This window comes from Micromonospora sp. CNZ322 (assembly GCF_007827755.1).
The window spans coordinates 105212-130763 of the sequence record NZ_VITD01000012.1; the positions used below are offsets into that span (position 1 = coordinate 105212).

The 25552-nt window shown below is 70.5% G+C and carries 23 protein-coding genes; 14 read left to right on the top strand and 9 right to left on the bottom strand.

Going from position 1 to position 25552, the window contains the following annotated elements:
* The first annotated feature begins 194 nt into the window (after nt 1-194).
* From FB453_RS25230 to FB453_RS25255, 7 genes are all read left to right on the top strand, one after another.
* A complete protein-coding gene (locus FB453_RS25230) occupies nt 195-1199 on the top strand; it encodes an ABC transporter substrate-binding protein (RefSeq protein ID WP_186718519.1) in 1005 nt (334 codons plus the stop codon).
* Nucleotides 1196-1984: a class I SAM-dependent methyltransferase gene (locus FB453_RS25235; RefSeq protein ID WP_145794157.1), complete on the top strand. Its 789-nt coding sequence runs from the start codon at nt 1196-1198 to the stop codon at nt 1982-1984. The genes FB453_RS25230 and FB453_RS25235 overlap by 4 nt, the downstream gene beginning before the upstream one ends.
* Before the next feature lie 110 nt (nt 1985-2094).
* Nucleotides 2095-3084 carry a FecCD family ABC transporter permease gene (locus FB453_RS25240; RefSeq protein ID WP_486480438.1) on the top strand — a complete coding sequence of 330 codons (990 nt, stop codon included), beginning with the start codon at nt 2095-2097 and terminating at the stop codon, nt 3082-3084.
* Nucleotides 3081-3986: an ABC transporter ATP-binding protein gene (locus tag FB453_RS25245; protein WP_222431407.1), complete on the top strand. Its 906-nt coding sequence runs from the start codon at nt 3081-3083 to the stop codon at nt 3984-3986. Before FB453_RS25240 ends, FB453_RS25245 begins: the two co-directional genes overlap by 4 nt.
* 95 nt (nt 3987-4081) lie before the next feature.
* Nucleotides 4082-4723 carry a GNAT family N-acetyltransferase gene (locus FB453_RS25250; protein WP_145794161.1) on the top strand — a complete coding sequence of 214 codons (642 nt, stop codon included), beginning with the start codon at nt 4082-4084 and terminating at the stop codon, nt 4721-4723.
* 133 nt (nt 4724-4856) lie between these two features.
* Nucleotides 4857-5003 carry a hypothetical protein gene (locus FB453_RS34375; protein WP_167362386.1) on the top strand — a complete coding sequence of 49 codons (147 nt, stop codon included), beginning with the start codon at nt 4857-4859 and terminating at the stop codon, nt 5001-5003.
* Between the two features lie 174 nt (nt 5004-5177).
* A complete protein-coding gene (locus tag FB453_RS25255; RefSeq protein ID WP_486480439.1) occupies nt 5178-7217 on the top strand; it encodes a hypothetical protein in 2040 nt (679 codons plus the stop codon).
* 72 nt (nt 7218-7289) lie between these two features.
* Here the strand turns inward: FB453_RS25255 and FB453_RS25260 are convergent, their stop codons facing one another.
* Complete coding sequence (locus FB453_RS25260) at nt 7290-7706, bottom strand: hypothetical protein (RefSeq protein WP_145794165.1); 417 nt, start codon at nt 7704-7706, stop codon at nt 7290-7292.
* A 136-nt stretch (nt 7707-7842) separates the two neighbouring features.
* Here FB453_RS25260 and FB453_RS25265 point away from each other — a divergent pair, with 136 nt between their 5' ends.
* The 4 genes from FB453_RS25265 (at nt 7843) to FB453_RS34380 (ending at nt 11792) form a co-directional block, all read left to right on the top strand.
* Nucleotides 7843-8871 (top strand): NBR1-Ig-like domain-containing protein, encoded by a 1029-nt coding sequence (locus FB453_RS25265; protein ID WP_145794167.1) that lies wholly within the window; start codon nt 7843-7845, stop codon nt 8869-8871.
* 209 nt (nt 8872-9080) lie between these two features.
* Nucleotides 9081-9944, top strand: coding sequence for a peptidoglycan-binding protein (locus FB453_RS25270; RefSeq protein WP_145794169.1), 864 nt, complete (start codon nt 9081-9083; stop codon nt 9942-9944).
* A 33-nt stretch (nt 9945-9977) separates the two neighbouring features.
* The gene (locus FB453_RS25275; RefSeq protein ID WP_145794172.1) at nt 9978-10862 is read left to right on the top strand and encodes a peptidase inhibitor family I36 protein; all 885 of its coding nucleotides are present in this window, start codon (nt 9978-9980) and stop codon (nt 10860-10862) included.
* 6 nt (nt 10863-10868) lie between these two features.
* The gene (locus FB453_RS34380; protein WP_186718521.1) at nt 10869-11792 is read left to right on the top strand and encodes a peptidase inhibitor family I36 protein; all 924 of its coding nucleotides are present in this window, start codon (nt 10869-10871) and stop codon (nt 11790-11792) included.
* A 78-nt stretch (nt 11793-11870) separates the two neighbouring features.
* On the opposite strand, the gene FB453_RS25285 is transcribed toward FB453_RS34380, so the two are convergent.
* Genes FB453_RS25285 through FB453_RS25295 form a run of 3 tightly spaced genes read right to left on the bottom strand, consistent with a single transcriptional unit; the run spans nt 11871 to nt 17542 of the window.
* The gene (locus tag FB453_RS25285) at nt 11871-14744 is read right to left on the bottom strand and encodes an FAD-binding and (Fe-S)-binding domain-containing protein (protein ID WP_145794174.1); all 2874 of its coding nucleotides are present in this window, start codon (nt 14742-14744) and stop codon (nt 11871-11873) included.
* Nucleotides 14745-14768: 24 nt separating this feature from the next.
* Nucleotides 14769-15965, bottom strand: a complete 1197-nt coding sequence (locus FB453_RS25290; RefSeq protein ID WP_145794176.1) for an anhydro-N-acetylmuramic acid kinase — start codon at nt 15963-15965, stop codon at nt 14769-14771.
* 11 nt (nt 15966-15976) lie between these two features.
* Entirely contained in the window at nt 15977-17542 is a 1566-nt protein-coding gene (locus FB453_RS25295; protein WP_145794177.1) for a sodium:solute symporter, read from the bottom strand.
* 195 nt (nt 17543-17737) lie between these two features.
* Here FB453_RS25295 and murQ point away from each other — a divergent pair, with 195 nt between their 5' ends.
* Nucleotides 17738-18631 (top strand): N-acetylmuramic acid 6-phosphate etherase, encoded by an 894-nt coding sequence (gene murQ, locus FB453_RS25300; RefSeq protein WP_145794179.1) that lies wholly within the window; start codon nt 17738-17740, stop codon nt 18629-18631.
* Between the two features lie 228 nt (nt 18632-18859).
* Here the strand turns inward: murQ and FB453_RS34385 are convergent, their stop codons facing one another.
* The 4 genes from FB453_RS34385 to FB453_RS25315 form a co-directional block, all read right to left on the bottom strand.
* Nucleotides 18860-19036: a hypothetical protein gene (locus FB453_RS34385; protein ID WP_186718523.1), complete on the bottom strand. Its 177-nt coding sequence runs from the start codon at nt 19034-19036 to the stop codon at nt 18860-18862.
* 121 nt (nt 19037-19157) lie between these two features.
* On the bottom strand, nt 19158-19955 hold the full coding sequence (locus FB453_RS25305; RefSeq protein ID WP_145794182.1) for a hypothetical protein: 798 nt from the start codon (nt 19953-19955) through the stop codon (nt 19158-19160).
* 200 nt (nt 19956-20155) lie between these two features.
* Complete coding sequence (locus FB453_RS25310; protein WP_145794184.1) at nt 20156-21394, bottom strand: MFS transporter; 1239 nt, start codon at nt 21392-21394, stop codon at nt 20156-20158.
* Nucleotides 21395-21469: 75 nt separating this feature from the next.
* The gene (locus FB453_RS25315; RefSeq protein ID WP_145794186.1) at nt 21470-22135 is read right to left on the bottom strand and encodes a DNA alkylation repair protein; all 666 of its coding nucleotides are present in this window, start codon (nt 22133-22135) and stop codon (nt 21470-21472) included.
* A 110-nt stretch (nt 22136-22245) separates the two neighbouring features.
* Here FB453_RS25315 and FB453_RS25320 point away from each other — a divergent pair, with 110 nt between their 5' ends.
* Nucleotides 22246-22959: an alpha/beta fold hydrolase gene (locus tag FB453_RS25320; RefSeq protein WP_112583542.1), complete on the top strand. Its 714-nt coding sequence runs from the start codon at nt 22246-22248 to the stop codon at nt 22957-22959.
* Nucleotides 22960-23021: 62 nt separating this feature from the next.
* Here FB453_RS25320 and FB453_RS25325 read toward each other — a convergent pair whose 3' ends face one another.
* Nucleotides 23022-24905, bottom strand: coding sequence for an alpha/beta hydrolase-fold protein (locus tag FB453_RS25325; protein ID WP_145794188.1), 1884 nt, complete (start codon nt 24903-24905; stop codon nt 23022-23024).
* 226 nt (nt 24906-25131) lie between these two features.
* On the opposite strand from FB453_RS25325, the gene FB453_RS25330 reads away from it, so the two are divergent.
* Entirely contained in the window at nt 25132-25524 is a 393-nt protein-coding gene (locus tag FB453_RS25330; protein ID WP_145794190.1) for a nuclear transport factor 2 family protein, read from the top strand.
* Nucleotides 25525-25552: the final 28 nt, after the last annotated feature.

Genomic DNA, 25552 nt, shown 5'->3' on the forward strand with positions numbered 1-25552 from the left:
GGTCGTGGACGGGCCCGTCAGCGGTGCCCGCAATGGTGATGAATGCGTCGAGGGTGTGACCCGGAACCTGGGTCACACCCTCGACTGCGTCGGCGTGAGTGGGCGGCCGGAACGTGGGCCGGCGTCCACCGCCGGGTGGCGTACCGCACCCCCGCCTGCCAGGCCGCGGAGGCGCTGTTGATATGTTCGCGGCCATGAAAACCGTTTTCATTAAGGCGGGCATGTGCCTGGTGCTGGCCGCGGCCGGCTGCTCCGATGGCGGAGCAGCCGAGCCGGCCGCGCAGAGCCACCTGGCCACTCCGGTCCACCTGACCAACTGCGGACTGCCGGTCAGCGTCACCGCGCCACCCCAGCGAGCGATCGCACTGGAACAGAACGCCACCGAGATCATGCTCAGCCTCGGTCTCGCCGATCGGATGGTCGGCACCAGCTACCAGACCGACCCGGTGCTGCCCGACCTGCGCCCCGCGTACGAGAAGGTGCCGGTGCTGGCCAAGCTCTACCCCTCACGAGAGGCGGTCCGGGCGGCAGCCCCGGACTTCGTCTACTCGACCTACACCTCCGCGTACTCGCCGGACGCCGCGGGCTCGCGCGCTGACCTGGCCACGCTCGGCGTACCGGCGTACCTCTCCGAGTTCGCCTGCGAGAAGCCGGCGGACGCGACCCAGAGGGTCACCTTCGATGGGATCTTCGACGAGATCCGCGACATCGCCGGCGTCTTCGGCGTCCCGGAGCGGGCCGACAAGCTGATCCGCGACCAGCAGAGTCGGTTGGACGCTGCCCGAGGTGCGGCGCCGACGACCGCGTCGAGCGCGGGCCCGTCACTCCTCTGGTACTACTCCGGAACGAGCACCCCGTACGTGGCCGGCCACGGCGGGGTTCCGGATGCGATCAGCTCGCTGCTGGGCGCGCGCAACACGTTCACCGATGCCAGCCAGAAGTGGCCGGCCGGCAACTGGGAGGAGATCGCCAAACGCAACCCGGAGGTGATCGTGTTGGCCGATCTGACCCGGGGTGGCGACGGCGACAGCGCCCAATCGAAGATCGACTTCCTGCGCCGCAACCCGGTGACGTCGAAGTTGGACGCGGTGGTCGCCGGGCGGTTCGTCACAGTGCCCGGCTCGTCGATGGATCCGTCGATCCGCAGCGTTCAGGCGGCGGAACTGGTCGGTGCCAACCTGCACGGGACCGCCCGATGACCCCGCCGGCCGGCGCCGAGGTCGCCGCGCTGGACCAGGCGGCCGCCCGCCGCCTGCTCGAACTCTGGAACGACCAGCAGTCCGCCTATGTCGCCCACCGCGACCTGCGCTTCGACGCGATGGCCGACGTGCTGCGACTGCACTGCCCGGACGACCCCGCGATCCTCGATCTGGCCTGCGGTCCCGGTGCGATCAGCGACCGGTTGCTGGCCCAATTCCCCCGCGCCACCGCCGTCGCGGTCGACTACGACCCGATCCTGCTGGAGGTCGCGCGGCGCGCCCTGGACCGGTACACCGCACGGGTCGAGGTCCACGACGTCGACCTGGTGGCCGACGGCTGGGAGGAGGTGCTGACCGGACGGCGGGTCGACGCCGTGCTCTCCTCGACGGCACTGCACTGGCTCGCGCCGGAGCAACTGCTGCGGGTCTACACCACCGCGGCGCGGTTGCTGCCCGCCGGTGGTGTGCTGCTCAACGCCGACCACCTCCGCTACGACGAGTCGGCGCCCACCCTCCGCGACATCGCCGGTCGGCACGACGCACAGGTGCAGCAGCAGACATTCGCTGCCGGAGCGCTCACCTACTCCGCCTGGTACGCCGAGGCAGCCCGACACCCGGAACTGGCCGGCCTGGCACCCCAGCGGGAACGGCGGTTCGCCGACCGACCGCCGCAGGCCCCAGCGTCACTGGAGTTCCACCTGGCTGCCCTTCGCGCGGCCGGTTTCGCCGAGGTCGGCACCGTCTGGCAGTACCTGGACGACTACGTGGTGTTCGCCCGCCGATGAACCCGCGAGTCGCACGATCCCTCGTCTCGGCGAGCGGCCCGCCCGGGTCGACGCGACGGGACTCGCCACCTGTTACCGGCATCTCGAGGAACGGCCGGTACGTCCTTCCGTTGGCCCTGCTCCTGCTGCTGGTCACCATCGCGGCGGCGGTCAGCGTGGGCTCGGCCGACCTGCCGGTCGACAGCGTTCTGCGCGCGGTGGCCAGCCATGTGGGCCTCCCGGTCCAGCCCCTACCGGCGTTGCCGGACAGCATCGTGTGGGATCTCCGGTTGCCCCGGGTGCTGTTGGCCGCGTTGGTCGGTGCCGGTCTGGCGGTGTGCGGGGCGGTGTTACAGGCGCTCACGCGTAACCCGCTGGCCGACCCGTTCCTGCTCGGTGTCTCGTCCGGCGCCTCAACCGGAGCGGTGGCGGTGCTGGTACTCGGCATTCGGATCGGCGCCGGCCCGGTCGACCTGACCACCGGCGCGTTCGTCGGCAGCATGGCCGCGTTCGGCGCGGTGCTGTTGCTGGCCGGCCGGCGGGCCGGCGGGCCGACCCGGATCGTTCTCGCCGGGGTGGCCGTCTCGCAGCTCTTCAGCGCGGTGACCAGCCTGATCGTGATCTCCGACGCGCACAGCCAGGACACCCGTAGCGTGACGTTCTGGCTGCTCGGTTCGCTGACGGCGGCCTCCTGGCCGTCGGTGACGCTGAGCGCCGTGGTTGTCGGCGTCGGCCTGCTGGTCTGTTGGGCCAGTGCGTCGGCGCTGGACGCGTTTGCGTTCGGCACCGATACCGCCCGCTCGCTCGGCTTCTCTCCCGGGCGCACCCGGGTGCTGCTGTTCACCGTCACCGCGCTGATGGCAGCCGCGCTGGTCGCGGCGAGCGGTGCCATCGGTTTCGTCGGGTTGACCGTGCCACACGCCGTACGGTTCCTGTTCGGCTCCGGGCATCGCATGTTGCTGCCCGCCTGCGCGGTGATCGGCGCGATCTTCCTGATCTGGGCGGACACCGTGGCGCGGACCGTCTTCTCGCCACAGGAGCTGCCGGTGGGCGTGCTCACCGCGCTGCTCGGGGTGCCGGTGTTCGCGCTGGTCATGCGACGCCGGACGGGTACGCCGTGATCGCGCCGGACACCGCCGGCCGGGGAGTGGGCGGTGACCCTTTCCCGGCGGGAGCGTTGCCGGCGCGGCTGGACGCGGACGGGATCGGGTGGGGCGTGGCCGGCGTACGGATCCTGGCCGGGGTGGCGCTCACCGCCGAACCGGGTGCCACGGTCGGGCTGCTCGGGCCGAACGGGTCCGGCAAGTCGAGCCTGCTGCGGCTGCTGGCCGGGCTGGCGCGGCCGGAGTCCGGGCGGGTGCTGCTCGACGACGTCGCGGTGGACGCCATACCCCGGCGTGCGCTGGCGCGGCGGGTCGCAGTTGTCACCCAACAGGTGGCCACCGACGTGGAGATGTCCGCACTGGAGGTGGTTCTGCTGGGCCGGACCCCGTACCGGCCACGCCTTGCCGGGGTCGGTGCCGCGGATCTGGACCTGGCGCGGCGCGCGCTCGCCGAGGCCGGCCTGGCCGGGTTCGAGCAGCGGCGCTGGTCCAGCCTCTCCGGTGGTGAGCGGCAGCGGGTGGACCTGGCCCGCGCTCTGGTGCAGGAACCGGATCTGCTGCTGCTCGACGAGCCGACCAACCACCTGGACATCCGGCATCAGCTGGATTTGCTGCGGTTCCTCGCCGAGTCGGCCAGCACCGTCGTGGTGACCCTGCACGATCTCAATCTGGCCGCGCAGTACTGCGACCGGCTGGTGCTTCTGTACGGCGGGCGGGTGGTCGCGGCGGGTACGCCCGTCGAGGTTCTCACCACCAGCCGGATCGAGCAGGTCTACCAGGTGCGTACGGACGTCGACGTCGCCGCTGACGGCCGGCCCCGGATCTGGTACCGCCACGCCGTAGGTGCCGACGGAGCTGACGAAGCGCGGGCCGAGACACCGCGGCACCCGGTTGCGTACTCCGTGCGGGAGGATGTCTGAACACTGTTGGGTCCGCGCGGTGGCAAGGGGCGGGAGCGCATTGCCGCGTCCGCCCTCGGCAGCCGCGCGGTCGGGGGACCGGGGGAGAGGCGACCATGGACCGCACGTTGGCCGACATCCTGGACGCGGCGGCGCACGAGCGCTTTCCGCCACCGGACGGCGGGACCACAGTGGTGCCACAACCGAGTCTCCGTGACGCCGGAGTCATCGCCTTCACCGGGCACTCGGTGGTGTTCACCGACGAAGACCCCCAGTGGGTACGCCGTACGCTGGCAAACCTCGACTGCGACTCCCTGGCGGCCACGATGAATCCGCGTTTCCTGGGTGCGCTGCTCGACCGCACCCGGCGCTCCATGGACACGATCGACCTGCTGACCGTGGCGAGTTGCCTTGACGGGCCACCTCCATTGCAGCTGACTGAGCTGGCGGACGCCGACCATCCTCGCGAGGTCAGGTCGCGTCGGCGTCGTGACGACATCCGCGTCTGGGCCGCCGAGGGTGGGGTGGTCGTGCTCGGCCGAGGGGTGGCCGGCCGTTGGGAGGCGGCGATAGAGGTCGACGACGAGCGTCGCCACCGAGGTCTGGGGCGGGCGTTGGCGACGGCCGCCCGCCATCTGGTGCCCGACGGCCAGCCGATCTGGGCCCAGCAGGCCGCCGGCAACGCGCGCAGCGTGCGCGCCTTCCAGGCGGCGGGTTTCCGACCGGTGGGTGCCGAAGCGCTTCTTCTCCACACGTAGGCCCTCCACCGTGGCAGCCGCACGTGCCACTGTGGGCCGAACCGTGATCGGCAAGAGGGTTTCCGAGATCACGCCCGGGGGCATCCCGCGGATGACGTCAGCCGCCCGCTACCCCTGATCGAGGAGAGCACCCATGTCGGTCCAGGCATTTCTCTACATCGTCGCCGTCATCCTGATCGTGCTCGCTGCTCTGCCGCTGCCCACGAGGGGTGTCTCGCTCGCGCTTCTGGGTGCCGCCTGCGCCCTGCTCGCCTACGCCTGGCCGGTGATCACCGACTGACCTTTCCGTGAGTCGTCGTCATTGCGGCCGGTGGCCGGCAGCCAGAGTGTGATCGGCTGCCAGCCACCGGCCGCGAGTCTGTTGCCCTCACGAGGTCGGGGTGCGCTTGCTGAGCTTCTTTCACAAGCGTAGGAAGAACACCACCCATCGATCCGCCGTCCAGCGTCGAAGGAAATGCGTGTGACCACCTCCAGAGGGCTCCGTCTGGCCGTGTCCGTGCTGGTGACAGCAGGCGCTGTCCTGCTCGGCACGGCGGCGCCTGCCGCACCGCCGACGACTCCCGCACCGACCGGGCACCCGTCCTGCGACCCGATCGACCCGACCGCCTGCCTGCTGCCGTTCCCGAACGACCACTTCACCGTGCCGGACCGGAGCAGCCCCACCGGCAAGCGGGTGCGGTTCGCCGCCGCCGCGATGCCCGCCAACGTGCAGGGAACCCCGATCGACCCGACGGAGTGGAACCGGCAGGACGGGTTCAGTCCGGGCTCACCGATCCTGGTGCGCGTACCCGGCCTCGACGCCGCGGCGAGCGGGATCGCGCCGGTCACCGACATCGGCCGCTCGCTGGCGCCGAACGCGCCGATCGTGCTGCTCAACACCCGGACCGGTGAGCGCACGCCGTACTGGGCCGAGTTGGACGCGCACGCCGCCGGCCAGCCCGACCGGCAGCTGCTGATCATCCGGCCGGCGGTGGCGCTTGCCGAGGGCACCCGCTACGTCGTCGGGTTGCGCGGTCTGCGGGACGGCAACGGGGCGTTGATTCCGGCGCCGAAGGCGTTCACGGCGTACCTGACCGGTGCCGGCCTCAAGCAGCGGGACGCTCGGGGGCCGCAACTGAGGCGGATCGTCGCCGAGCTGAGCCGGACCGGCGTCAAGCGGCACAGCCTCTACCTGGCCTGGGACTTCACAGTGGCCAGCCGGCACGGGCTGACCGGGCGGATGTTGGCGGTCCGGGACGACGCGTTCGCCGACCTCGGCCCGGCCGCGCCGCCGGTCACCGTCACCCAGGTGACGGACTATTCACCGGAGCAGGACGCGCTGATCGCCCGGCAGGTCACCGGCACCATCGGCGTACCGTCCTATCTGACCGGCGACGGCGGGCCCGGCTCCCGCCTGCACTACGGGCCGGCCGGCGGCGCCGGGACGCCGCCCACGCCGAACGCTCTGCCCACGCCGTCCGGCGCGACGGTGGCAGCGGACTTCGTCTGCAACATCCCGCGCAGCGCCTCGGCCGCGCGCCCGGCCCACCTCTCGCTCTACGGCCACGGACTGCTCGGTCGACCGACCGAGATCAACGCCGGCAACGTCAGGACGATGTCGAACACCCACAACTTCACCTTCTGCGCGACCAGCTGGATCGGCATGGCCGCCGCCGACGTTCCCTTTGTGGCCAACGCTTTCACCGACCTCAGTGTCTTCCCCGCGGTGGCGGACCGGCTGCAGCAGAGCTTCCTGAACTTCCTCTTCCTGGGTCGCGCGATGATCCACCCGGCTGGGTTCGCCGCCCACCCGGCGTTCCGGGACGCCACCGCCCGGCCGCTGATCAATCGCGTCGGCGGGCTGCACTACGACGGCAACAGCCAGGGCGGCATCAACGGAGGTGCCCTCACCGCCATCGCCCAGGACTGGACCCGGTCGGTGCTCGGCGTACCGGCGATGAACTACTCCACACTGCTGCAACGCAGCGTGGACTTCGCACCGTTCCAGACCGTGCTCGACGGCTGGTACCCGGACAAGATCGACCAACAACTGGTCCTCGCGCTGCTGCAGATGTTGTGGGACCGGTCCGAGGCCAACGGGTACGCCCAGCACATGACCGACCGGCCACTACCGCGCACCCCGGCGCACCAGGTGCTGATGCACGTGGCCTTCGGCGACCAACAGGTCTCGCCGGCCGCGGCGGAGGTGCAGGCGCGCACCATCGGCGCGCGCCTGCACACCCCCGCGCTCGCCGACGGCTGGTCACTGGACGTGCGGCCGTACTGGGGCATCACGCCGATCCGCCGCTACCCGTACACCGGCTCGGCGATCGTGATCTGGAACAGCGGCGCGGCCTACGCGCCGCCGCCGACGAACCTCGCTCCGGCCGGACCGGAGTACGGCGACGATCCGCACGAGTTCCCCCGCGCCCAGGCCGGAGCCCAGAAACAGAAAGCGGTCTTCCTGCTCACCGGCAAGGTCGTCGACGTTTGCGCGCGGACACCCTGCCCCTGACGCGAGAATCGGAACGAAGCGGGGCGCTGGCCGTGCCAGCGCCCCGCCTGGGAAAACGTCGACCCTGTCGGGTCAGCAGCGCACCTCGGTCTCCTTCTGCGCCACGTCCGAGATGCCGCCGAGGGCCCGGGTGCACACCGACAGCGTGTTGGCGCCCAGGGACCAGACCTCCGGACCACTGGAACACTGCAGGTCGCGCAGCGTGCTTCCGGTCACGATGGAGGTGCAGACCTGGTACGAACCGTGGCTTGCCCGGTACTGCTGCCACACGTACGTGTAGGCGTAGTTCTTGCCGCAGCCCTTGTACTGCTTGACCGATGCCGCGGTCTGACCGCCGACGGTGACGTACGCGGTGGCGCCGATCTGCACCGAGTCGAGGCAGCGCGGGTTGGTCTCGGCGTGCGCGGGTCCGGCGATCGCCAGCGTCGCCGGCACAGCCAGACCGGCGGCCGCGAGGATGCGTACGCCACGGCGGGAAAGGTTCTTCATCGGTGACCTCCTTCAATGCACAGGAATTGTGGGGCCCGGTGTCGTCGATGCACCACATTGATGGCGACCGAGCCCGTTCGGTACCCTCTGACACGCTCTGACAACGCCTGACAACGTCGTCTGACATGGGGGAGTGATGAAGGACCAGCGTGCCGCCGCTCAGTCGACTATGGACAGACAGGCCGCCGAGAGGTTCGCCGAACAGCTACGCGCCCTGCGGACCGCCGCCGGTGACCCGTCGTTCCGCAAGATGGCTGGGCGGTCGGGTCGGATCTCGCACACCACGCTGCACGAGGCCGCCGCCGGGACCAGGTTCCCTTCCTGGGAGACCGTGCGGGAGTTCGTCCGAGCCTGCGAGGCGGACGAGGTCCAGTGGCGGCGTCGCTGGGAGGACGCGCAGCGCCCCGGGACGGGCCACGGCATCGCGGATGGCGATGCCGCGCCGGTCAGTACCGATTCCCCGACCGGCGCCGACATCCCGATCACCACGGGTGGAATGGAACCCGACACCGGGACCGACGCCCCGGAGACCCACGGGCCCGTCGTGTCCGTCGTCCCCCTGCCGTCCCCGGAGGAGCGGAACGCGCTGCGGAGCACTGACTATCCGCCGACCGACGAGGACGTCGCGGGCGCACGGCGGCCCCGGCTGCCATGGCTCGCCGCAGCCGCGGTGCTCCTGGTGGTGGCGATGGTCGCCGTCCTGGGCGTCGTCGTCCGCGGCCGGTCGTCACGGGACGACTCCGGCGCGGTGGCGGCGTCGTCCGCACCGTCGGTGTCGCCGTCGGCCTCAGCGTTCTCGGATTCGCTGATCCCCGGCGACTCCAGCAAGTTCATCTCCGACGTCACCATCCCCGACGGCACCCGGGTGCGGGTGAACTCCCAGTTCGTCAAGGTGTGGGCCCTCAAGAACGTGGGGAAGGTCGCCTGGCACAACCGCTTCCTCGCCCGCACCACCCCCACCGCCGATGCCGACGGCTGCCGGGTGCCGGACCGGGTGGCGATCGGTGACACACCGCCCGACGAGCAGGTGATGATCAGTGTCGAGGTCACCGCGCCGAGCCGTCCCGGGAAGTGCTGGGTGAGCTGGAAGATGGTCGACGAGAACGGGCAGGAGTTCTTTCCCACCCGCCGGCCGGTGTACTTCATGGTCACCGTCACCGCCTGAGTGCGCCCCCCCGGTCGCCCTGGCCGGTGTAAGAGCGGCGATCGCTCGATGTCAGTCCCGGGTGCCATCAAAGTTGACAACAGCACATCGATCGAGGTCAGTGACGGCCTGACGGATCTGACAGGACAGTAGGGGTACCGAACAGCAGGCCGTTTCTCGCAAGGTGATGTCCGTTCCGAACGACTCACCAACTGCGAGGAGGATCGACAGTGCGCCGTCCCTGGTTATCCGTCGGGCTCGCCGCGCTCTGCGTGGCCGTCGGGGTTCCGGCCCACGCGTGGGCCGCGACATCCGGCGCCACAGCGCAGCGAACCGTCACCACGGCCGCGCGGCCGGTCGTGGACATGGAGGCCACCGTCCTGGCCGCCCAGATCGACCCCCGCCGGGCCGACAACACCCTGACACCGGGCGCGAAGACCTCCGTCCTCGCCGTCGAGCAGGCGCTCCAGGCCCAGAACCTGCTCAACGCGCAGTGGGTCGACGGCTACTTCGGCACCCAGACGGTCTCGGCGTACGCGGCGTACCAACGCTCGCTCGGTTACACCGGGCTTGCCGCGAACGGGCTGCCCGGCACGACGTCGCTGACGAGGCTCGGGCAGAACCGGTACACGGTCGGCAACCCGATCGGCCCGGGCGCGAAGGTTTCGCGTGACGGGTACGTCGTCAACGCCCGTACGCAGGCCATGTTGGCCGAGGCGCAGCGTCTGCTCGGCTACACCCTGGTGCTCGACCAGGGCTCGTACAACCCGGGCGGCGACCCCACCTCGGCCGGTACGCACGACGGCGGGGGTGTGGTGGACATCGCCGTCACCGGCATGACCGCTGCCAAGCGCACCGCCGTCGCCCGGGCCCTGCGCCAGGTCGGCTTCGCGGCCTGGGTCCGTAACCCGAATCAGGGCGACTGGCCGTGGCACATCCACGCCACGGCGATCAACGACACGGATCTGTCCAGCCAGGCGCAGCACCAGGTCGGCGACTACTACCTCGGCATGAACGGCCTGGCCAACCAGGGACCGGACGACGGCCCCCGGGTCCCGATCAAGACCTGGGAGCAGTACCAGCGCGGGCAGTGACCCGCACCCCTTCACCGTTTCTGAAAGGACACCATGAACATCCGTAAGAGCCTCGCCGCCGTCGGCGTCGCGCTGGCCGCGACCACCTCGATCCTCAGCGTCGCATCACCCGCGTCGGCGGCGGCCCGAGACGGGGTCTGCGACAGCGGCGAATTCTGCTACTACTACAACAGCGACAACGCCGGATCGATCTCGGACTTCACCGGTTCGCTCGACGACTACGGCACCGAGCAGCCCTCGTGCTACGACTTCAAGGGCGCTGGCGCTGGCAAGGGCCTGTGCATCAAGAACGAGGCCGCCTCGGTCTGGAACCGCAGCACCAAGACCGTACGCGTCTACTACAACAGCGGCTACGCCGGTTCTTACCAGGACTTCGCGGCCGGCGCCATGGCAAACCTCAACGCCACGCTGAAGAACAACAACGCCTCGCACCAGTTCTCGCCGTCAACCCGCACGAACCTGTCGTACGCCCTGTACCAGGCCAGCGGCGGCACTGTCACGTGCGCCTTCGACGGTTACACCACGACGCCCGGCCGGCACGAGGGCATCGACATCGCCCGCAGCGTCGGCTCGGACGTGCGCGCCCTGGTCTCCGGAACGGTCATCTACGTCGCGCGGGGCAGCACCGGCAGCGGCGGCCTGTCCACGATCTCCGTCTACAACTCCTCACTCAACAAGTCGGTGATCTACCTGCACACCGCGCCGAGGTCCGGGGTGAGCGTGGGCGACGCCATCAGCAAGGGCGAGATCATCGGCGATGAGTCGTGGCACGGGGTGTCCTCCAGCTCGGGCGCGCACACCCACGTCGAGGTCCGGGCCGGCCGGCAGACCCACGCGGCCGTGAGCGTCGGCGACCCCACCCTGGACAACGCCGACCCGACCGCGTTCTGGAATTCCCAGGGCTACAACGAGAAGTAGGACGCCATGAATATCCGCAAGGGCCTCGCCATCGTCGGCGCCGTCCTCGCCATGTCCACCTCCATCCTGAGTGTTGCCTCGCCGGCAGCGGCGGCCACACGGGACGGAACCTGCGACAGCGGCGAGTTCTGCTACTACTACAACAGCAACCAGGCCGGCTCGGTCTCCGACTTCACCGACTCACTGGACGACTACGGTACGACCCAACCGACCTGCTATGACTTCAAGGGCGCGGGTAGCGGCAAGGGCCTGTGCGTGAAGAACAACGCGGCGTCGGTGTGGAACCGGACCGGCAAGACCGTGCGGGTCTGGTTCAACAGCAACTTCGCCGGTGCCAGCCAGGACTTCGCGGCCGGGGCAATGGCAAACCTCAACGCCACGCTGAAGAACAACAACGCCTCGCACGAGTTGGTGAGCGGGCCGACGGGCTGTAGCACCGACGGCACCAACAGCAAGCTGCCGAGCACCATCCTCGTCTACCGGGTCAGTCTCGGGCGCGTCGACCGGGTCGACTTCAAGACGTACGTCAAGAACGTCCTCCCGAACGAGTGGGTGACGAGCTGGCCGGCCGCCTCGCTGGACGCCGGTGCGATGGCCGTCAAGAGCTACGGCTGGTACTGGGCGCTGCACTCGACCCGGAAGACGTCCGCCGGACAGTGCTACGACGTTCGGGACGACACCGGCGACCAGGTCTACCGGCCGTCGTCGGCACAGACGTCGACGTCCGCCGCGGTGGACCGGACCTGGTCGGCCCGGATGACCCGCAGCGGCAACATCCTGCGGGCGCACTACTGCGCGACGACGACCGCATGTGGTGGTTGGGTGGACGGGGACTGGCTGTCGCAGTACGGCTCGCGTGACCTCGCCAACGAGGGCAAGAACTACCAGGCGATCCTGCGCTACTACTACCGCGACATCGCGCTCTCCTGAGGTACCGCACCAACCGCACCAACCGCGCCGCCCGCCGCAGCTCTGCGGCGGGCGGCGCGCTCATGGGTACGGCACCGGCTACGCCGGCGGCTCGACCGCCTCGACGAGCACCTCGAGCACGTGCCGGTACGGCTGGCCGGTGGCCCGGCTCATGCCCATCTCGCAGGTGCGGTTGCAGGAGGCGTACGCGTCGTGGTCGCGCTGATTGATCTCGGCGGCCTGCGCCGCGGTGGCGCCGGCCGTGACCTCGGGGTGCAGCAGCCCCCGGTCACCGGCGAAGGCGCAGCACCCCCAACTGTCCGGCACTGTGACGGTGTCGGCGACCGCCCCGGCCACCGCGCGCAGGTCGTCGATGCCGCCCAGGTGCACTGTGGAGCAGGTGGGGTGCAGCGCCAGCGAGCCCAGTCGCCGGGGCTGCGGCAGCGCCGGCAGGAGGTGCTCGGCGGTGAAGGTCACGCTGTCCACGAAGCGCAGCGCGCCGTACCGCGCCCGGTCCTCCTCGGCCAGCGCGGCGGTCAGCTGCGTCAGCCCGTGCGTGCACGATGACGCGTCGCACACGACGGGCAGGCGACCCTCGTCGCTGGCCACCCAGAGCGCGGCCAGCGTCCGCTCGGCCATCTCACGGTGACCGGCGGGGTAACCCTTGGACTGCCACGGGGTGCCGCAGCACAGGCCCGCCGTGCCGGTCGGTACGACGAGCGGCACCCCCGCCAGTTCGCAGAGGCGCAGGAACGCCGCCGCCGAACCGCCGGACGAGCCGTCCTCGGGTGCGAAGAGGCTGCCGACGCAGGCCGCGAAGAACACCGCCCGGGCGTCCGGCGCGCTGCGCGGGGTGGGGCGGGGCGCGCCGGCGCGCGGCATGTCGTCGCTCCACAGCGGCACGAGTTCGGTGGCGCCGAGCCCACGGATCATCCCGGTGGCGGCGCGGGTCACCGGCGTCGGCACGGCGTGTGCGGCGGTGAGCCCCACCCGGACACCCGTCACGGCGGCCTTCCAGTGCCGCGCGGCAGTGCGGGCGGTGCGCTGGGCGCGAGGGCTGTGCCGATCGGCGCGCAGCCGTTTCATCGCCGCCCCGGTGTCGATGCCGACCGGGCAGGCGGTGACGCAGAGACTGTCCGCGGCGCAACTGTCCACCGCGGCGTACTCGTAGTCGGCGGTCAGTTCCCGGCGGCGCTCCTCGTCGCCGGCGGCGGTGGCGAGGGCGATCTGCCGTTGCAGCACGATGCGCTGCCGGGGCGTGGTGGTGACGTCGGCGGTGGGGCAGACCGGCTCGCAGTAGCCACACTCGACGCAGGCGTCCAGCTCGGGGTCGACCGTCGGGACGGCCTTGAGCTGCCGCAGGTGCACTGTCGGGTCGTCGTTGAGCAGCACACCAGGGTTGAGCAGGCCGCTCGGGTCGCACAACCGCTTGAGTTCGCGCATCACGTCGTACAGTTCGTCGCCGTACTGCCGGCGGACGAAGGGCGCCATGGCCCGACCGGTGCCGTGCTCCGCCTTGAGTGTCCCGCCCTCGGCCAGCACCAGGTCGACCATGTCGTCGGTGAACCGGGCGTAGCGGTCGATCTCGGCCGGGGTGTCGAAGGACTGGGTCAGCATGAAGTGCAGGTTGCCGTCCCGGGCGTGTCCGAAGATCACCGCGTCCGGGTAGCCGTGCCGGTCGAACAGGCGGATCAGCCCGTCGCAGGTGCCGGTCAGGCGCGGCATCGGCACCGCGACGTCCTCCAGCAGGGCCGTGGTGCCGGGCGGGCGGGCCCCGGCGACGGCGGTGTAGAGGCCCTTGCGCAAATGCCAGAGGTTGGCCCGTTCGCGCGGGTCGCGGGTCAGCTCGGTGCCGGCGACGGCCCGCAGCCGGTCGAGTACGGGCCGGGCGTCGGCCAGCGTCGCGGCCAACTGCTCCGCGCTGTCCTCGGCGAACTCCACCAGCAGCGCGGCGTGGCCGGTGACAGTCAGCCCGCGCAGGGCCGGGCTCGCACCCGGGTCGCGCTGACTGACCCGCAGCGCGGCCGCGTCGAGCAGTTCGGCGGTACGGGCGCCAGCGGCCAGCAGAGCCGGCAGCGCGTCGGTGGCGTCGGTGAGACCGGGCAGGATCAGCAGGCCGGTGGCGGCGTGGTCGTGGATCTCGACGGTACGGAAGACCGCCTCGGCCACGAAGCCGAGCGTGCCCTCGCTGCCGATCATCAGGTGGGCGAGCATCTCGACCGGGGTGGTGTGGTCCAGCAGCGAGTTCAGCCCGTACCCCATGGTGTTCTTCATCGCGAACAGCCGCTCGATGGTGGCGCGCGAACCCGGCGTCGATCGCACCCGGTCGCGCAGGCGCAGCAGCCCGGCGTGCAGCTCGGGCTCGTCGGCCCGCAGCCGGTCGTCGGCGTCGCGGGTGCCGGAGTCGACGACGGTGCCGGACGGGAGCACGAAGCGCAGCGACTCCATGGTCCGGTACGCGTTGTCGGTGGTGCCGCAGGTCATCCCGCTGGAATTGTTGGCCACCATGCCGCCCACCGTGCAGGCGGCCTCGCTGGCCGGGTCCGGGCCGAGCCGGCGTCGGTAGCGGGCCAGCCGGGCGTTGGCCTGCCGGATCGTCAGGCCCGGCTGGAGCCGGATGCGGCGGCCGTCGTCGAGGACCTCGGCGTGCCGCCAGTCGGTGCGGACGTCGACCAGCGCGCCCGCGCCGCCGGCCTGCCCGGCGAGGCTGGTGCCGCCGCCGCGCAGTGTCAGCGGCACACCGGCCTCGCGGGCGCCGGCCATCAACGCCCCCACCTCGGCCGTCGAGGCGGCGCGAACCACGGCCTGCGGCTCGAACAGGTACGGCGAGGCGTCGTGTGCCGCCGCCAGCCTTCGGGGCAGCTCGGCGCTGGCCCGGCTCGGATCATCGAGGCGCGAGCGCAGCAGGTCGGCGATCGCGCGGGCGCGAGCGCCGGACGCGGTCGGCGGCGGCACGGGTACGAGGGGTCTCATCGGCGGATCCTCCCGGGAGCGGGGTCAGTCGGCCACCGGCGGCACGGCGGGACGGCCGGCGATCAGCAGTCGGCGGGGAGCGGTGTTGGCCGGAGCCGGCAGCCGCAGCGGCTGCCGGCCGGGGGTGATGCTGCCGAGCACGGAGGCGTGCCGCGCACCGGTGCCGGAGCGCAGGGTGCCCGGCAGCGCGTGCACTGTCAGGTAGCCCAGCAGTGCGAAGGCCAGCGCCTCCTTGGCGTCCGACGCGATGCCCAGGTCGTCGCTGGAGGACAGCTCGACACCGGGTAGCTCGTCGGCGATCATGCGCATCAGCGTCGGGTTGTGTGCGCCGCCGCCGGAGACGACGAGCCGGGTGACGCCGTGGTCGCGGCAGGCGCCGGCCACAGTGACCGCCGTCAGCCGGGTGAGCGTGGCCAACACGTCCTGCGGGTCCTGCGTGGGCGCGTCGGCGAGGGCGGCGAGCAGGTAGGGCAGATGGAACAGCTCCTTCCCGGTGCTCTTCGGGCCGGGCAGCCGGTAGTAAGGCTCGTCGAGCAGCCGCCGCAGCAGCTCCGGGTTCACCTGCCCGGCGGCCGCCCCGCGCCCGTCCCGGTCGTACTCCTCGGTGCCCCCGCTGAAGTGGCGCGCGGCGGCGTCGAGGAGCGCGTTCGCCGGACCGGTGTCGAAGGCGAGCGGGTCCACGTCGGGAGCGACGACGGTGATGTTGGCGATGCCGCCCAGGTTCAGCGCGGCCGGGACGCCGGGCAGGCCACCCAGCAGCAGCGCGTCGAAGAGGGCGACCAGGGGAGCGCCCTGGCCGCCGGCGGCCACGTCGCGGCTGCGCAGGTCGGACACGACCGGGAGGCCGGTGGCCTCCGCGATCCAGGCCGGCTGACCCAGCTGGAGAGTGCCCCGAACCGTGCCAGCCTCGACCCAGTGGTGCATGGTCTGCCCGTGCGAGACCACCAGGTCGGCCTCGCCGTCGCACAGCTGGGCGAGGGCCCGCACGCCGGCCTCGGCGAAGGCCTGGCCGACGCCGGTGTCCAGCACGCAGATCGCCTCGGTGGTGGTTGCCGCGGGCGGCAGGGCCGCGGCGATCTGCGTGCGCAACTCGTCGGAGTACGGGTGGCTGAGCCGGCCCAGCGGTCGCATCCGCACTGTGTCGCCGCTCAGCTCGAACTCGGTCGCGGCGGCTTCGATGCCGTCGTAGGAGGTTCCGGACATCAGGCCGATCACGCGCATCACGTCCTCCTTCACGCCCGGCCGGCGGGCGCCGCCGCCGCGTCGTCGTCGACCTCGTCGGTACGTCCATGGTCATACGGAGTCTCCGGGGCCGGGTGGAACCGGCTGGACACCGCGCCGACGACCAGGGTGATCAGGACGCCGATCGGGACCAGCCACTGCGCGGCGATGGCGGTGGCGGTGGTCGTCCCGGCCGTCGTCACATCGATCTTGACGTAGCGGACGATGTAGGTCATCACCGCCACGGTGACCAGGAAGGCGATCACCGCGTCGACCTGGTTGGCCCGCTTGACGAGACGGCCGAGCAGGAAGGCACCGAGCAACGCCCCGTAGGTGTAGCCGGCGATGGTCAAACCGGTCAGGTAGACGTTTCCGGTGCTGGAGCTGAACGCGCAGGCGAAGACCGCCATCAGCACCGCCCAGACCAGGGTCATCACCCGGGCGAGCCGCAGCATCGCGTCGTCCGACGGGACCTTGCGGAAGAAGCTGTGGATGAAGTCGGCGACTGTGGAGTTCGACATCGAGTTCAGCGCCGAGGACAACGAACCCATCGCGGCGCCGAGGATGCCGGCCACCAGCAGACCCGAGATGCCCACCGGCAGGGCGTGAAGGATGAAGCTCGGGTAGAGGTTGTCGCTGCTGGCCAGGCCGAGTTCCTTGAAGGTCTGACCCTTGTTGTACGACCACAGCAGCGCCCCGACCAGCGAGAACGCGGCGAACTGGATCACCACGAAGATGCCCGAGGAGATCATCGCCTTCTGCCCCTCGCGCAGCGTGCGGGTGGACAGGATGCGCTGGACGATCAGCTGGTCCGACCCGTGGCTGGCCATCGCGAAGATCGCGCCGCCGATGATCGCGGTCGGAAGGGCAAACGGGCTGGTGAGCACGTGCGAGAGGGCGAAGTTGGTGTCGAAGAGCTGGAACTTGCCGGCGTCCAGCGCCTGCGAGTAGCCGTCGAAGCCGACGGCGTGGCTGAGCACCGCGATGGCCAGGATCGCCCCGCCCAGGTACAGCCCCATCTGGATGGCGTCGGTCCAGATGACCGCCTTGATGCCACCGAGGTAGGTGTAGACCACAGTGATGAGCGTCAGCACGATGATGATGGCCTGGTAGCCCACATTCAGCCCGAACTCGTCGAGAAGGAGCTTGATGGGGATGGCCGAGGCGAACAGCCGTACGCCCTCGGCGAGCAGCCGGGTGAAGACGAACGTCACCGACGCCAGACCCTGTACTTTCAGGCCAAACCGCTCACCGAGGTACTGGTAGGCGCTGACGAACCCACCCCGCTTGTAGAGCGGGATGAGCACCGCGGCCACGACGACCCGACCGATGACGTAGCCCAGGGCCAGCTCGACGTTGCCGAAGCCCTGACCGCTGTAGGCGCCGCCGGGAACACTGATCACGGTCAGGACGCTGGTCTCGGTGGCGACCACGGAGAACGAGACGGTCCACCAGGGCAGTCGACCCTCGCCCACGAAGTAGTCCTTGGCGGACTTCTGTTTACCGGACAGACGTAGTCCGACGTAGGCGATCACCACGAGGTACAGCACGATCACAACGAGGTCGAGTTGACGCACGGCTCGCTCCCTACCAGCGGTTGTCAATAAGTGACGTTAGCCGAGAGTAACGCGAAACTTTTTGCCACCGCCCGTCCGGGCTGGCTACGCTGTGGTTTCAGCCTGCTGATACGGGGACTGTTCGCAGCTGCGCCCTCGGCCTGGCCTCTCCCCGCTGGCCGGCGACTGCACACCAGCGAGAGGAACGAGCACCCCGTGGACCTCAGCACCCTCGGCACCGAGACCCGCAACGACAAGACCGGCGACCTCGACCGGATGTCTCCCACCGAGTTGCTTCTCGCGATGAACGACGAGGACCGGACCGTCGCCGACGCCGTCCGCCGGGCCGTGCCGGACATCGCCGCCGCCGTCGACGTCATCGTGGCGTCGCTCCGTCAGGGCGGACGGCTGATCTACCTCGGCGCCGGCACCAGCGGCCGGATCGGCATGCTCGACGCCGTCGAGATCCCACCCACCTTCGGTACGACGCCCGACCGGGTCGTCGGACTGCTCGCCGGCGGGGCACGAGCCTTCGGCGTCGCCGTCGAGGGCGCGGAGGACGACCCCACCCGCGCCGTCGCCGACCTCGACGCGGTCGGTCTGACCGCCCGCGACACGGTGGTCGGGCTCGCCGCCAGCGGCCGCACCCCGTACGTGGTCGGTGGGCTGGATCACGCCCGCGCGCTTGGCGCGGCGACCGTCTCCGTGGCCTGCAACACCGACGCGGTGACCAGCCGGCACGCCGACGTCGCCATCGAGGTGCCCACCGGACCCGAGGTGCTCACCGGCTCCACCCGGCTCAAGGCCGGCACCGCCGAGAAGCTGGTCTGCAACATGCTCTCGACCGCCACGATGGCCCGGCTCGGCAAGGTCTACGGCAATCTGATGGTGGACATGAACGCCACAAACGAGAAGCTCGTCGACCGGGCGCGGCGGATCGTCGCCGAGGCCGCCGACACCGACCTCGACACGGCCGCGCGGGCGCTCGCGGCGGCGCACGGGCACGCCAAGACGGCCATCGTGCTGCTGCTGGCGAACTGCACCGCCGAGGAGGCCGCGGCCCGGCTGAGCGCCGCCGACGACGACGTCCGGGCGGCCGTCGCTGCCTGACCCAGGGGGTCGCGGTGGCCACAGCCGGCGGTCGGCGGTGATCGTTGGTCACCTCGGCCGGAGCGGATGCCATATTGAGCGATATACCTAGGAGTCATACATATGCCTCTGAGGTATATCGCCCAACAGCACATCGACATGGCGATCCAGCCGTTGCGCACGCAGCCAGCCGGTCACCGGCGCGTGACCGAAGCGCCCCGTCCATAGCGGACGGGGCGCTTCGTGGTGTCAGTCGAGCTGCGTGTCCGGAACCGTTCGGTCCTCGTCCGCGTCGCCGTCGGAGGAGTCGGCCAGCTCGATCCGGGGGGACCGATCCGGCGGGAGGTGGGCGAAGTCGGCGATGACGACGACATCCACCTCTCCGTCGATCATCATCTGCTCGACGGTCTCCCACGAGGCCCGCATGATTCCTGCGAATCGGTAGGAGTGTCGGCGAAGGTGGCTGAGACACTTCGCGACAACGGGCTCTGATGGCTCGATGTGGGCGGGGACCCAGATTACTGCGATTTCCATGAACCTCTCCTGATCAACGTCGTGGACGCGAGTGGGTGATCAGGAGTTGTCGGGGCGGGGGAGGACCCCGCTCGACGGGACGGCTGGTAGCGAGCATGTCGACGGCGGTGACGGTGAGCCCTGGCCGCAGCGGCGAGGTGGGCGGCGATGCTGCGGCTGTCGACGTGGGTGAATCAGCGCCGCCGGTGCCGACGCCGGTCGGTGTCGACGCGAGCGCCAGCGCGAACGCCGATGGCCCCGGCGCGGGACGGGCGGGCGGGTTGGGCCGCTGTCCGGTGACGGCGGTCATCGTCGCCCGTGCCTGCTCCGACGCCCGGCCATCGGACGTGCCGCCAGCGCTGCCCCGGGACACCGTCGCCGGTACGCGCGTCGACGGTGCCGGCGATGGCGGTGAGGCCACCCGTGCTCCCGGGGAAGCCGAGGCGGATGGTGCCGGTGTGGTCTGCGGCAACGACGACGGGGTGCCGGCCGGCCGACTTGGCCGGGCGGTGGAGGGCTTGGCCGACGGCGTCGGCACCGCAACGGCCGACGGCAGCGGTAGCGGGTCCGTCGACGGCAGGGGTAGCGGGTCCGCCGACGGTAGAGGCACGGGCAGAGAGACGACAGCGGTCGGCAGGGGCAGGGGGACGGTCAGCTGCACCTCGACTACGTCGGCCACCGAAACCTTGATGGCCTCCGGCGATGTGGCGACCTCCACCAGCGGGAGCCGCGACGGCGATGGGGTGTCGGCGTGGGCGGGGTCGGCACCCAGAGCCGCGCCGAGCGCCACCGCGCCGAGCGCCACCGGGGGGAGGCTGTGCCTCAGCCGCATCAGACGGAGGCTGTCGGCAGAGGGGTCGCCAGGCCTGCCCGGTCCGGCTCACCGGTCCGGTGCCGCTGGCCGAGCAGTCGCCCCTCGCACCCTGCCGTTCCCTCCATGCGCGGGTTCTTGCCCCGGCAGATCGCGGGCTACACCTTCCGTCGATATCTCAACCGAGCAATGTGGACGGACCTGTAGCGCACCTGGTCGGTTCACACCCGAGCTTCGGTGGGTGTCGGCGTGGGGTCAAGTGGCAGGTCACGCAGCCGGCGGATCGGCGTCGACAGGTAGATGATCGGGGACAGTACGGTGAGTGCCCCGAAGATCAGCAGGGTGGTACGCGCGCCGAGTGGCCCGGCCAGGATGCCGGCGAGTAGACCACCGACCGGGATGGCGCCCCAGGAGACGAACTTGACAGTGGCGACCACCCGGGACAGCAGTTCCGGTGGGCTGGCGAGCATCCGGTAGGTGCGGGTGGTCACGCTGAGCACCACAGTGGAACTCGCGAAGATGACGTTTCCGACGGCGAAGGCCAGGAACGCGGCGGTGCCGGTGCCCAGCGGGATGATGAGCGCGCCGGCCACACCGACGAAGGCCGCGATGATCAGGCCGCGTGCGGTGCCGAACCGATCGGTGAAGCGGGTCGTCAACGCCGCGCCGATGAGCGCGCCGAGGCCGTCGGCGGCGATCAACAGCCCGACCATGAGCGGCGATGCGTGCAGCTCACGCATCAGGTAGAACGGGAACAGGGCGAGCATGGCGCCGTTGACGAAGTTCGTCGCGGTGGCGTCCCACATGGCCGGTCCGATGATCGGATGCCGGAGCACGAAGTGCCAGCCCTCGCGGATCATCGTGATCATCGGCGGCCGCTCGGCCGGTCGCTGCACCCGCCGGGCCGGCAGGGTGCGCAGCAACGTGGCGGAGAGCAGGTAGCTGACGGCGTCCACGAAAAGCGTCGGCACCGCGCCCAGCAACTGCACCGCGAGACCACCCAGGGATGGTCCGCCCAGCGCGTTGGCGGCGTGTGTGCCGGAGGTGAGGCTGTTGCGGGCCTGCAACTGCGCGGCCGGCACGATCTCCGGCAGGAAGGTCTGGTTCGCCACGTCGAACAGCACGTTGGCGAAGCTCACCACCAGGGCGACCGCGATCAACTGGGCCACCGTCAGCATGTCGAACCACCAGGCCAGCGGGACCGACGCGATGGCGAGGGCCCGGACCAGATCCAGGGCGACCTGCATGCCGCGCAGCGGGAGGCGCTGCACGATCACGCCAGCCGGCAGGCTGATCAGAAGGTACGCCAGATAGCTCGCCGCCGTGATCAGACCCATCTCGAAGGCCGACGCGTGGAGCACTGTCAACGCGGTCAGCGGTAGGGCCAGCGTGCCGACCGCCGAGCCGAGTTGGCTGGTCGTGCCGGCGACCCACCACCGCCAGAATGCAGTAAGTCTCATAATGGAACTCACTATAGGGGCGCACGGGAGACGACGTCGACCCCGCCGATGCGGGATCGACCGACAATTCGCTGCCTATCGCGCTCGGCGCACCATCTCGCTGATCCAGGTGGGAGCAAACGGAGACGTACAGCCCGGGGAGGTGGGGTAGCCCTTGAGCACCTCGAGGCGTTCGCCGATGTCGATCGCCCGGCCGCGGTGCTCGGCGTGCTCGATGCCGATCTGCGCCAGGCAGTGGTTCATCGCCCACTGCAGGCGATCCGGCGCGTCCTTCATCTCGGTCTCGATCACATCGAGCAGTCCCGGGAGGTCGAGACTCTCGGGCTTCTTCGTCACGCGTTCGCTGGTCAGCGCCCAGCCGGCACTCGCGACCACGGGATCCGGGTCGGCGAACCAGGCCAGCCGCAGCTCTTCGGAGTGCGGGCTCTTCTTCACCACGTAGTTCAGAAGCCAGTCGTGCACCTTCGGGGCGCGCGCCTCGCGCAACATGACGTCCAACTCGTCCCGCTCGAACGCCCTGGGACGGCAGATCAGGATTGCCAGCAGCCGCGCCGAGGCCCCGCCCGTCGCCCAGAGCTGGCGCGCGAGATCGTGCTGCGTCTTCAGTCGCTTCGCCAGCGCCCGAAGCGCGCCGAGATTCACACCATGATCGTCGCCGTGTCTGGCGTTCACCTCGCGTGTCTTCGGGTCCTCCAGCTCGCCCAGTTCGGCCGTCACCTCGGCCAGCGTCGTCGTAGCCATTGCAGTCTCCTGCCCATCGGGACCGGACGTTTCACACTCGCGTGACGGGTATCCAGGCGTACCAGTGCGACCGGCGGTGAAAAGCTTCACGGAGTGAGGGGGCACCTATCATGCCTGATCCACAGCCCACCATCGTGCTCGTGCACGGCGCGTTCGCCGAGTCGGCGAGCTGGAACGGTGTGCTCGAGCGGCTGGGCGCCGGGTACGACTCGGTGGCCGTCGCGAACCCGCTGCGGAGCGTCGCGGGCGACGCCGCGTACGTGCGGGATGTCGTCCGCTGGATCGGCGGTCCTGTCGTCCTCGTCGGCCACTCGTACGGTGGCATGGTGATCACGCAGGCCGCGGCCGGCGACACCTCGGTGCGGGCCCTCGTGTACGTCAACGCCTTCGCGCCGGACACCGGTGAGTCGGCGATGACGTTATCCGCGAAGTTCCCCGGCAGCACGCTCGCCGACACGCTGGTGCAGTACCCGGTGTCGACCGGCGGCAACGAGGTGGCGATCGGCCAGGAGCAGTACCACGCGCAGTTCTGCGCGGACTCGTCGGACGACGTGGCCGCGCTGATGGCCCGGACCCAGCGGCCGATCACCGAAGAGGGCCTGGGCGGCAAGCTCACCGGCGATCCCGCCTGGCGATCGCTGCCCAGCTGGTTCGTGTTCGGGGACGCTGACAAGAACATTCCCGCCGACGTGCACCGCTTCATGGCCGAGCGGGCCAACCCCCGGGGCCAGCGCGAGGTCGTCGGCGGTTCGCACGCGATGGCGGTGGCCCGGCCGAGCGAGGTCGCCGAGACGATCATCGAGGCGGTTCGGGGCGTGAGCTGACGGGCCGGACGGGCTGCTGACGGTGGGCCGACGACGAGAGGTCGCCGGCCCACCCCTGCTGGCTACCGAACCCGCAGCTGCTGGCGGACCGCCGCGGTGGGGGCGTGGACCCGGTCACCGGAGTAGGCGACGTGCACCGGGTGCACACCTGCGGGCAGCCCGTCGGTCGGCAGCTCGACGACGGCCGCGCCACCACGGAGCGGAACCACCTGCGTGGTGCCGCCGAAGGTGACGGCGACCTCGCCGGTCACCTTCGGAGCCTTCCGGTGCGGAGACTGTGCCCGTACGTCGACGGTCAGCGTGAACGTGTCACCGCGGACGACTGAGGCCGGCGTGGCCTTCGCCTTCACCGCGACCCGTGCCGGACCCGGAGGCGTCAGGGTGACCTGGGCCGAGCGTGACTTGGTCGGATCGACCGCCGACGTCGCCACGACGGTGAGCGACGACGCGGTCTCCGCGGCGGCGACCGAGAGCAGACCCTCCGCGGAGATGGTGGTGCCCGCAGAGGTCGCACCCTGGACCGACCACGTCACCGCCGGGCTCACACCCTCGTTGGTCGTCACCTGGGCGGTGAACCGCCTTTCCCAGTTCCAGCCCTTCGTCAGGTGCACCGTCGCCGGCGTCACCGACACGGAGTCGACCCCCGACCACAGGTGATCCCGGGCGAAGATCGTGAACAGCTGGCCCGCCGTCATTCCGTCGTGCGCGCCGGGGACCTGGGTCGTCGCGGCGGCGTACCCCCGGGCCCGGAAGTTGTCCGCGATGGCGTTCTGGGCGTTGAGGTTGCCCTCGAAGACGCCGTTGCCGAGGAAGACGGTGAGGTCGTCGTCCCCGACCGCGTTCGCGATGGTGTCGTAGTCCTGGGTGGTGAGCGACGGGTTGCCGGAGAAGTGTCCGTAGAACGCGAAGGTGCTCGGGTAGTTCCTGATGACGACGCCGCCCGTCATCCCGCCGTACGAGAACCCGGCGTAGGCCCGCCCGGAGCGCTCGGTCGAGACGTTGTAGCTGCTCTCGATGAGGGGCAGGATCGTCTGGACCAGGTTGTTTGCCGCGTTGGTCTGGTTGTAGGACGCGAAGCCGAGGCTGGTGCCCGTGAAGTGGTTGCCCATGGTGACGACCACCGTCGGCTCGATCTCGCCCCTGGCCGTCATGTTGTCCAGGATGTTCGGGACGTTCGCGGGGACCATGAAGTCGGTCTCGTCGCCGAAGATGCCGTGGGCGAGATACGCGACCTTGTACGGCTCCGCGCGGTTGGCGTCGTAGTTGGCCGGCAGGTAGACGCCGAGGTAGTGGCCGCTGTCGCCCAGGATCGTGGTGTACGGGACGTACTGGACAGTTCCTCGCTTCGCGCGGTCGGCCACCGGCAACTCGTAGTCCGCACGCGCCTTCAGCACCGGGTCGTTCTGCTTCTTGGCGTACGGCACGTGCACGGCATCGAGCACGTCGTTGTTCCTGACCCGGAACGAGGACTCGCCCGGCGGGCGAGGGTTCGTCGAGGCGGGGTCCCAGATGCGCTTGTTCTCCCAGCCCTGGGTCGGGTCCCAGACGCGGTACCAGGAGCTGAGACCTCCGGCGTGCAGCGGGACCGAAACCGACCAGTTCCCCTTCGGGTCCCGGGTCATGTCCCGGAGGAACTCGGTGCCGCCCGCGTGGTAGCGCCCCGGCTGCCACTCTTCCGGCTGGTAGCGCGTGGTGCCGGTGTCGACGTCGAGCAGTGTCAGGTCCCCGGCGAGGCGGACCTGAGTGGCATGGGGATTGCGGTAGACGAACGTGACTGTGTATCCGGTCGGTGACTTGCGGTCGGCCTTGACCGTCGCACCCGGCACGGGCGCGGGCCTGCCGGCGGCGGCAGCCGGCGCGGGGACGACGGCCCCCGCACCGAGTGCCGTGAACGCGAGAATCGAGATCGCAAGCCGGAGCCTGCGTCTTCCGGTCGTTTCCCTCATGCGCGAAGACTCCTTTGTGGTGGTCGCTCGTCGCGGTCTGGTCCGGTGCTGGGAGTTGAGGGCTCCGATGACAGCTAAATCGAATTAGCATCGGGAGTGTGGCTGGGTACCCCTTTCGATGTCAAGGGTGTCCAGGGCCGAGGCCCGCCAGCGCCTCGACGGCTGCGCCACCCGCGGCCTGCGGGTTTTCCCAGCTGACCGCCGCTCGGATGGCAAGGTGAGGGCCATGGACAGGAAGCACGTCGAGGATTGGCTTGCCACCTACGAGCGGCTCTGGCGGACCCCGGGCACGGACGCGCTGGTCACGCTCTTCACCGAGGACGCGAGCTATCAGCAGGGGCCGTACTGGACGCCCGTCGTCGGCCTGCCGGCCATCACTCGGATGTGGGAGAAGCAGCGCAAGGGTCCCGACGAGGTGTTCCAGCTGACCACGGAGATCGTCGCGGTCGAGGGTGACACCGCCGTGTCGCGCCAGGAGGTCCGCTACGGCGACCCGGTCGACCAGGAGTACCGCGACCTGTGGGTCATGCGGTTCGCCGACGACGGACGGTGCCGCTCATTCGAGGAGTGGCCGTTCTGGCCGGGGCAGCAGCCCGCCGAGCCGTCCGACGGCTCCTGACCTGAGACGGTTGCGGTGGCGACGCCCC

Coding starts and splice junctions, on each gene's coding strand:
- FB453_RS25230 (WP_186718519.1), top strand. CDS start 195: ATGAAAACCGTTTTCATTAAGGCGGGCATGTGCCTGGTGCTGGCCGCG.
- FB453_RS25235 (WP_145794157.1), top strand. CDS start 1,196: ATGACCCCGCCGGCCGGCGCCGAGGTCGCCGCGCTGGACCAGGCGGCC.
- FB453_RS25250 (WP_145794161.1), top strand. CDS start 4,082: ATGGACCGCACGTTGGCCGACATCCTGGACGCGGCGGCGCACGAGCGC.
- FB453_RS34375 (WP_167362386.1), top strand. CDS start 4,857: ATGTCGGTCCAGGCATTTCTCTACATCGTCGCCGTCATCCTGATCGTG.
- FB453_RS25255 (WP_486480439.1), top strand. CDS start 5,178: ATGCGTGTGACCACCTCCAGAGGGCTCCGTCTGGCCGTGTCCGTGCTG.
- FB453_RS25260 (WP_145794165.1), bottom strand. CDS start 7,706: ATGAAGAACCTTTCCCGCCGTGGCGTACGCATCCTCGCGGCCGCCGGT.
- FB453_RS25265 (WP_145794167.1), top strand. CDS start 7,843: ATGAAGGACCAGCGTGCCGCCGCTCAGTCGACTATGGACAGACAGGCC.
- FB453_RS25275 (WP_145794172.1), top strand. CDS start 9,978: ATGAACATCCGTAAGAGCCTCGCCGCCGTCGGCGTCGCGCTGGCCGCG.
- FB453_RS34380 (WP_186718521.1), top strand. CDS start 10,869: ATGAATATCCGCAAGGGCCTCGCCATCGTCGGCGCCGTCCTCGCCATG.
- FB453_RS25285 (WP_145794174.1), bottom strand. CDS start 14,744: ATGAGACCCCTCGTACCCGTGCCGCCGCCGACCGCGTCCGGCGCTCGC.
- FB453_RS25290 (WP_145794176.1), bottom strand. CDS start 15,965: ATGCGCGTGATCGGCCTGATGTCCGGAACCTCCTACGACGGCATCGAA.
- FB453_RS34385 (WP_186718523.1), bottom strand. CDS start 19,036: ATGCGGGCCTCGTGGGAGACCGTCGAGCAGATGATGATCGACGGAGAG.
- FB453_RS25305 (WP_145794182.1), bottom strand. CDS start 19,955: ATGCGGCTGAGGCACAGCCTCCCCCCGGTGGCGCTCGGCGCGGTGGCG.
- FB453_RS25310 (WP_145794184.1), bottom strand. CDS start 21,394: ATGAGACTTACTGCATTCTGGCGGTGGTGGGTCGCCGGCACGACCAGC.
- FB453_RS25315 (WP_145794186.1), bottom strand. CDS start 22,135: ATGGCTACGACGACGCTGGCCGAGGTGACGGCCGAACTGGGCGAGCTG.
- FB453_RS25320 (WP_112583542.1), top strand. CDS start 22,246: ATGCCTGATCCACAGCCCACCATCGTGCTCGTGCACGGCGCGTTCGCC.
- FB453_RS25325 (WP_145794188.1), bottom strand. CDS start 24,905: ATGAGGGAAACGACCGGAAGACGCAGGCTCCGGCTTGCGATCTCGATT.
- FB453_RS25330 (WP_145794190.1), top strand. CDS start 25,132: ATGGACAGGAAGCACGTCGAGGATTGGCTTGCCACCTACGAGCGGCTC.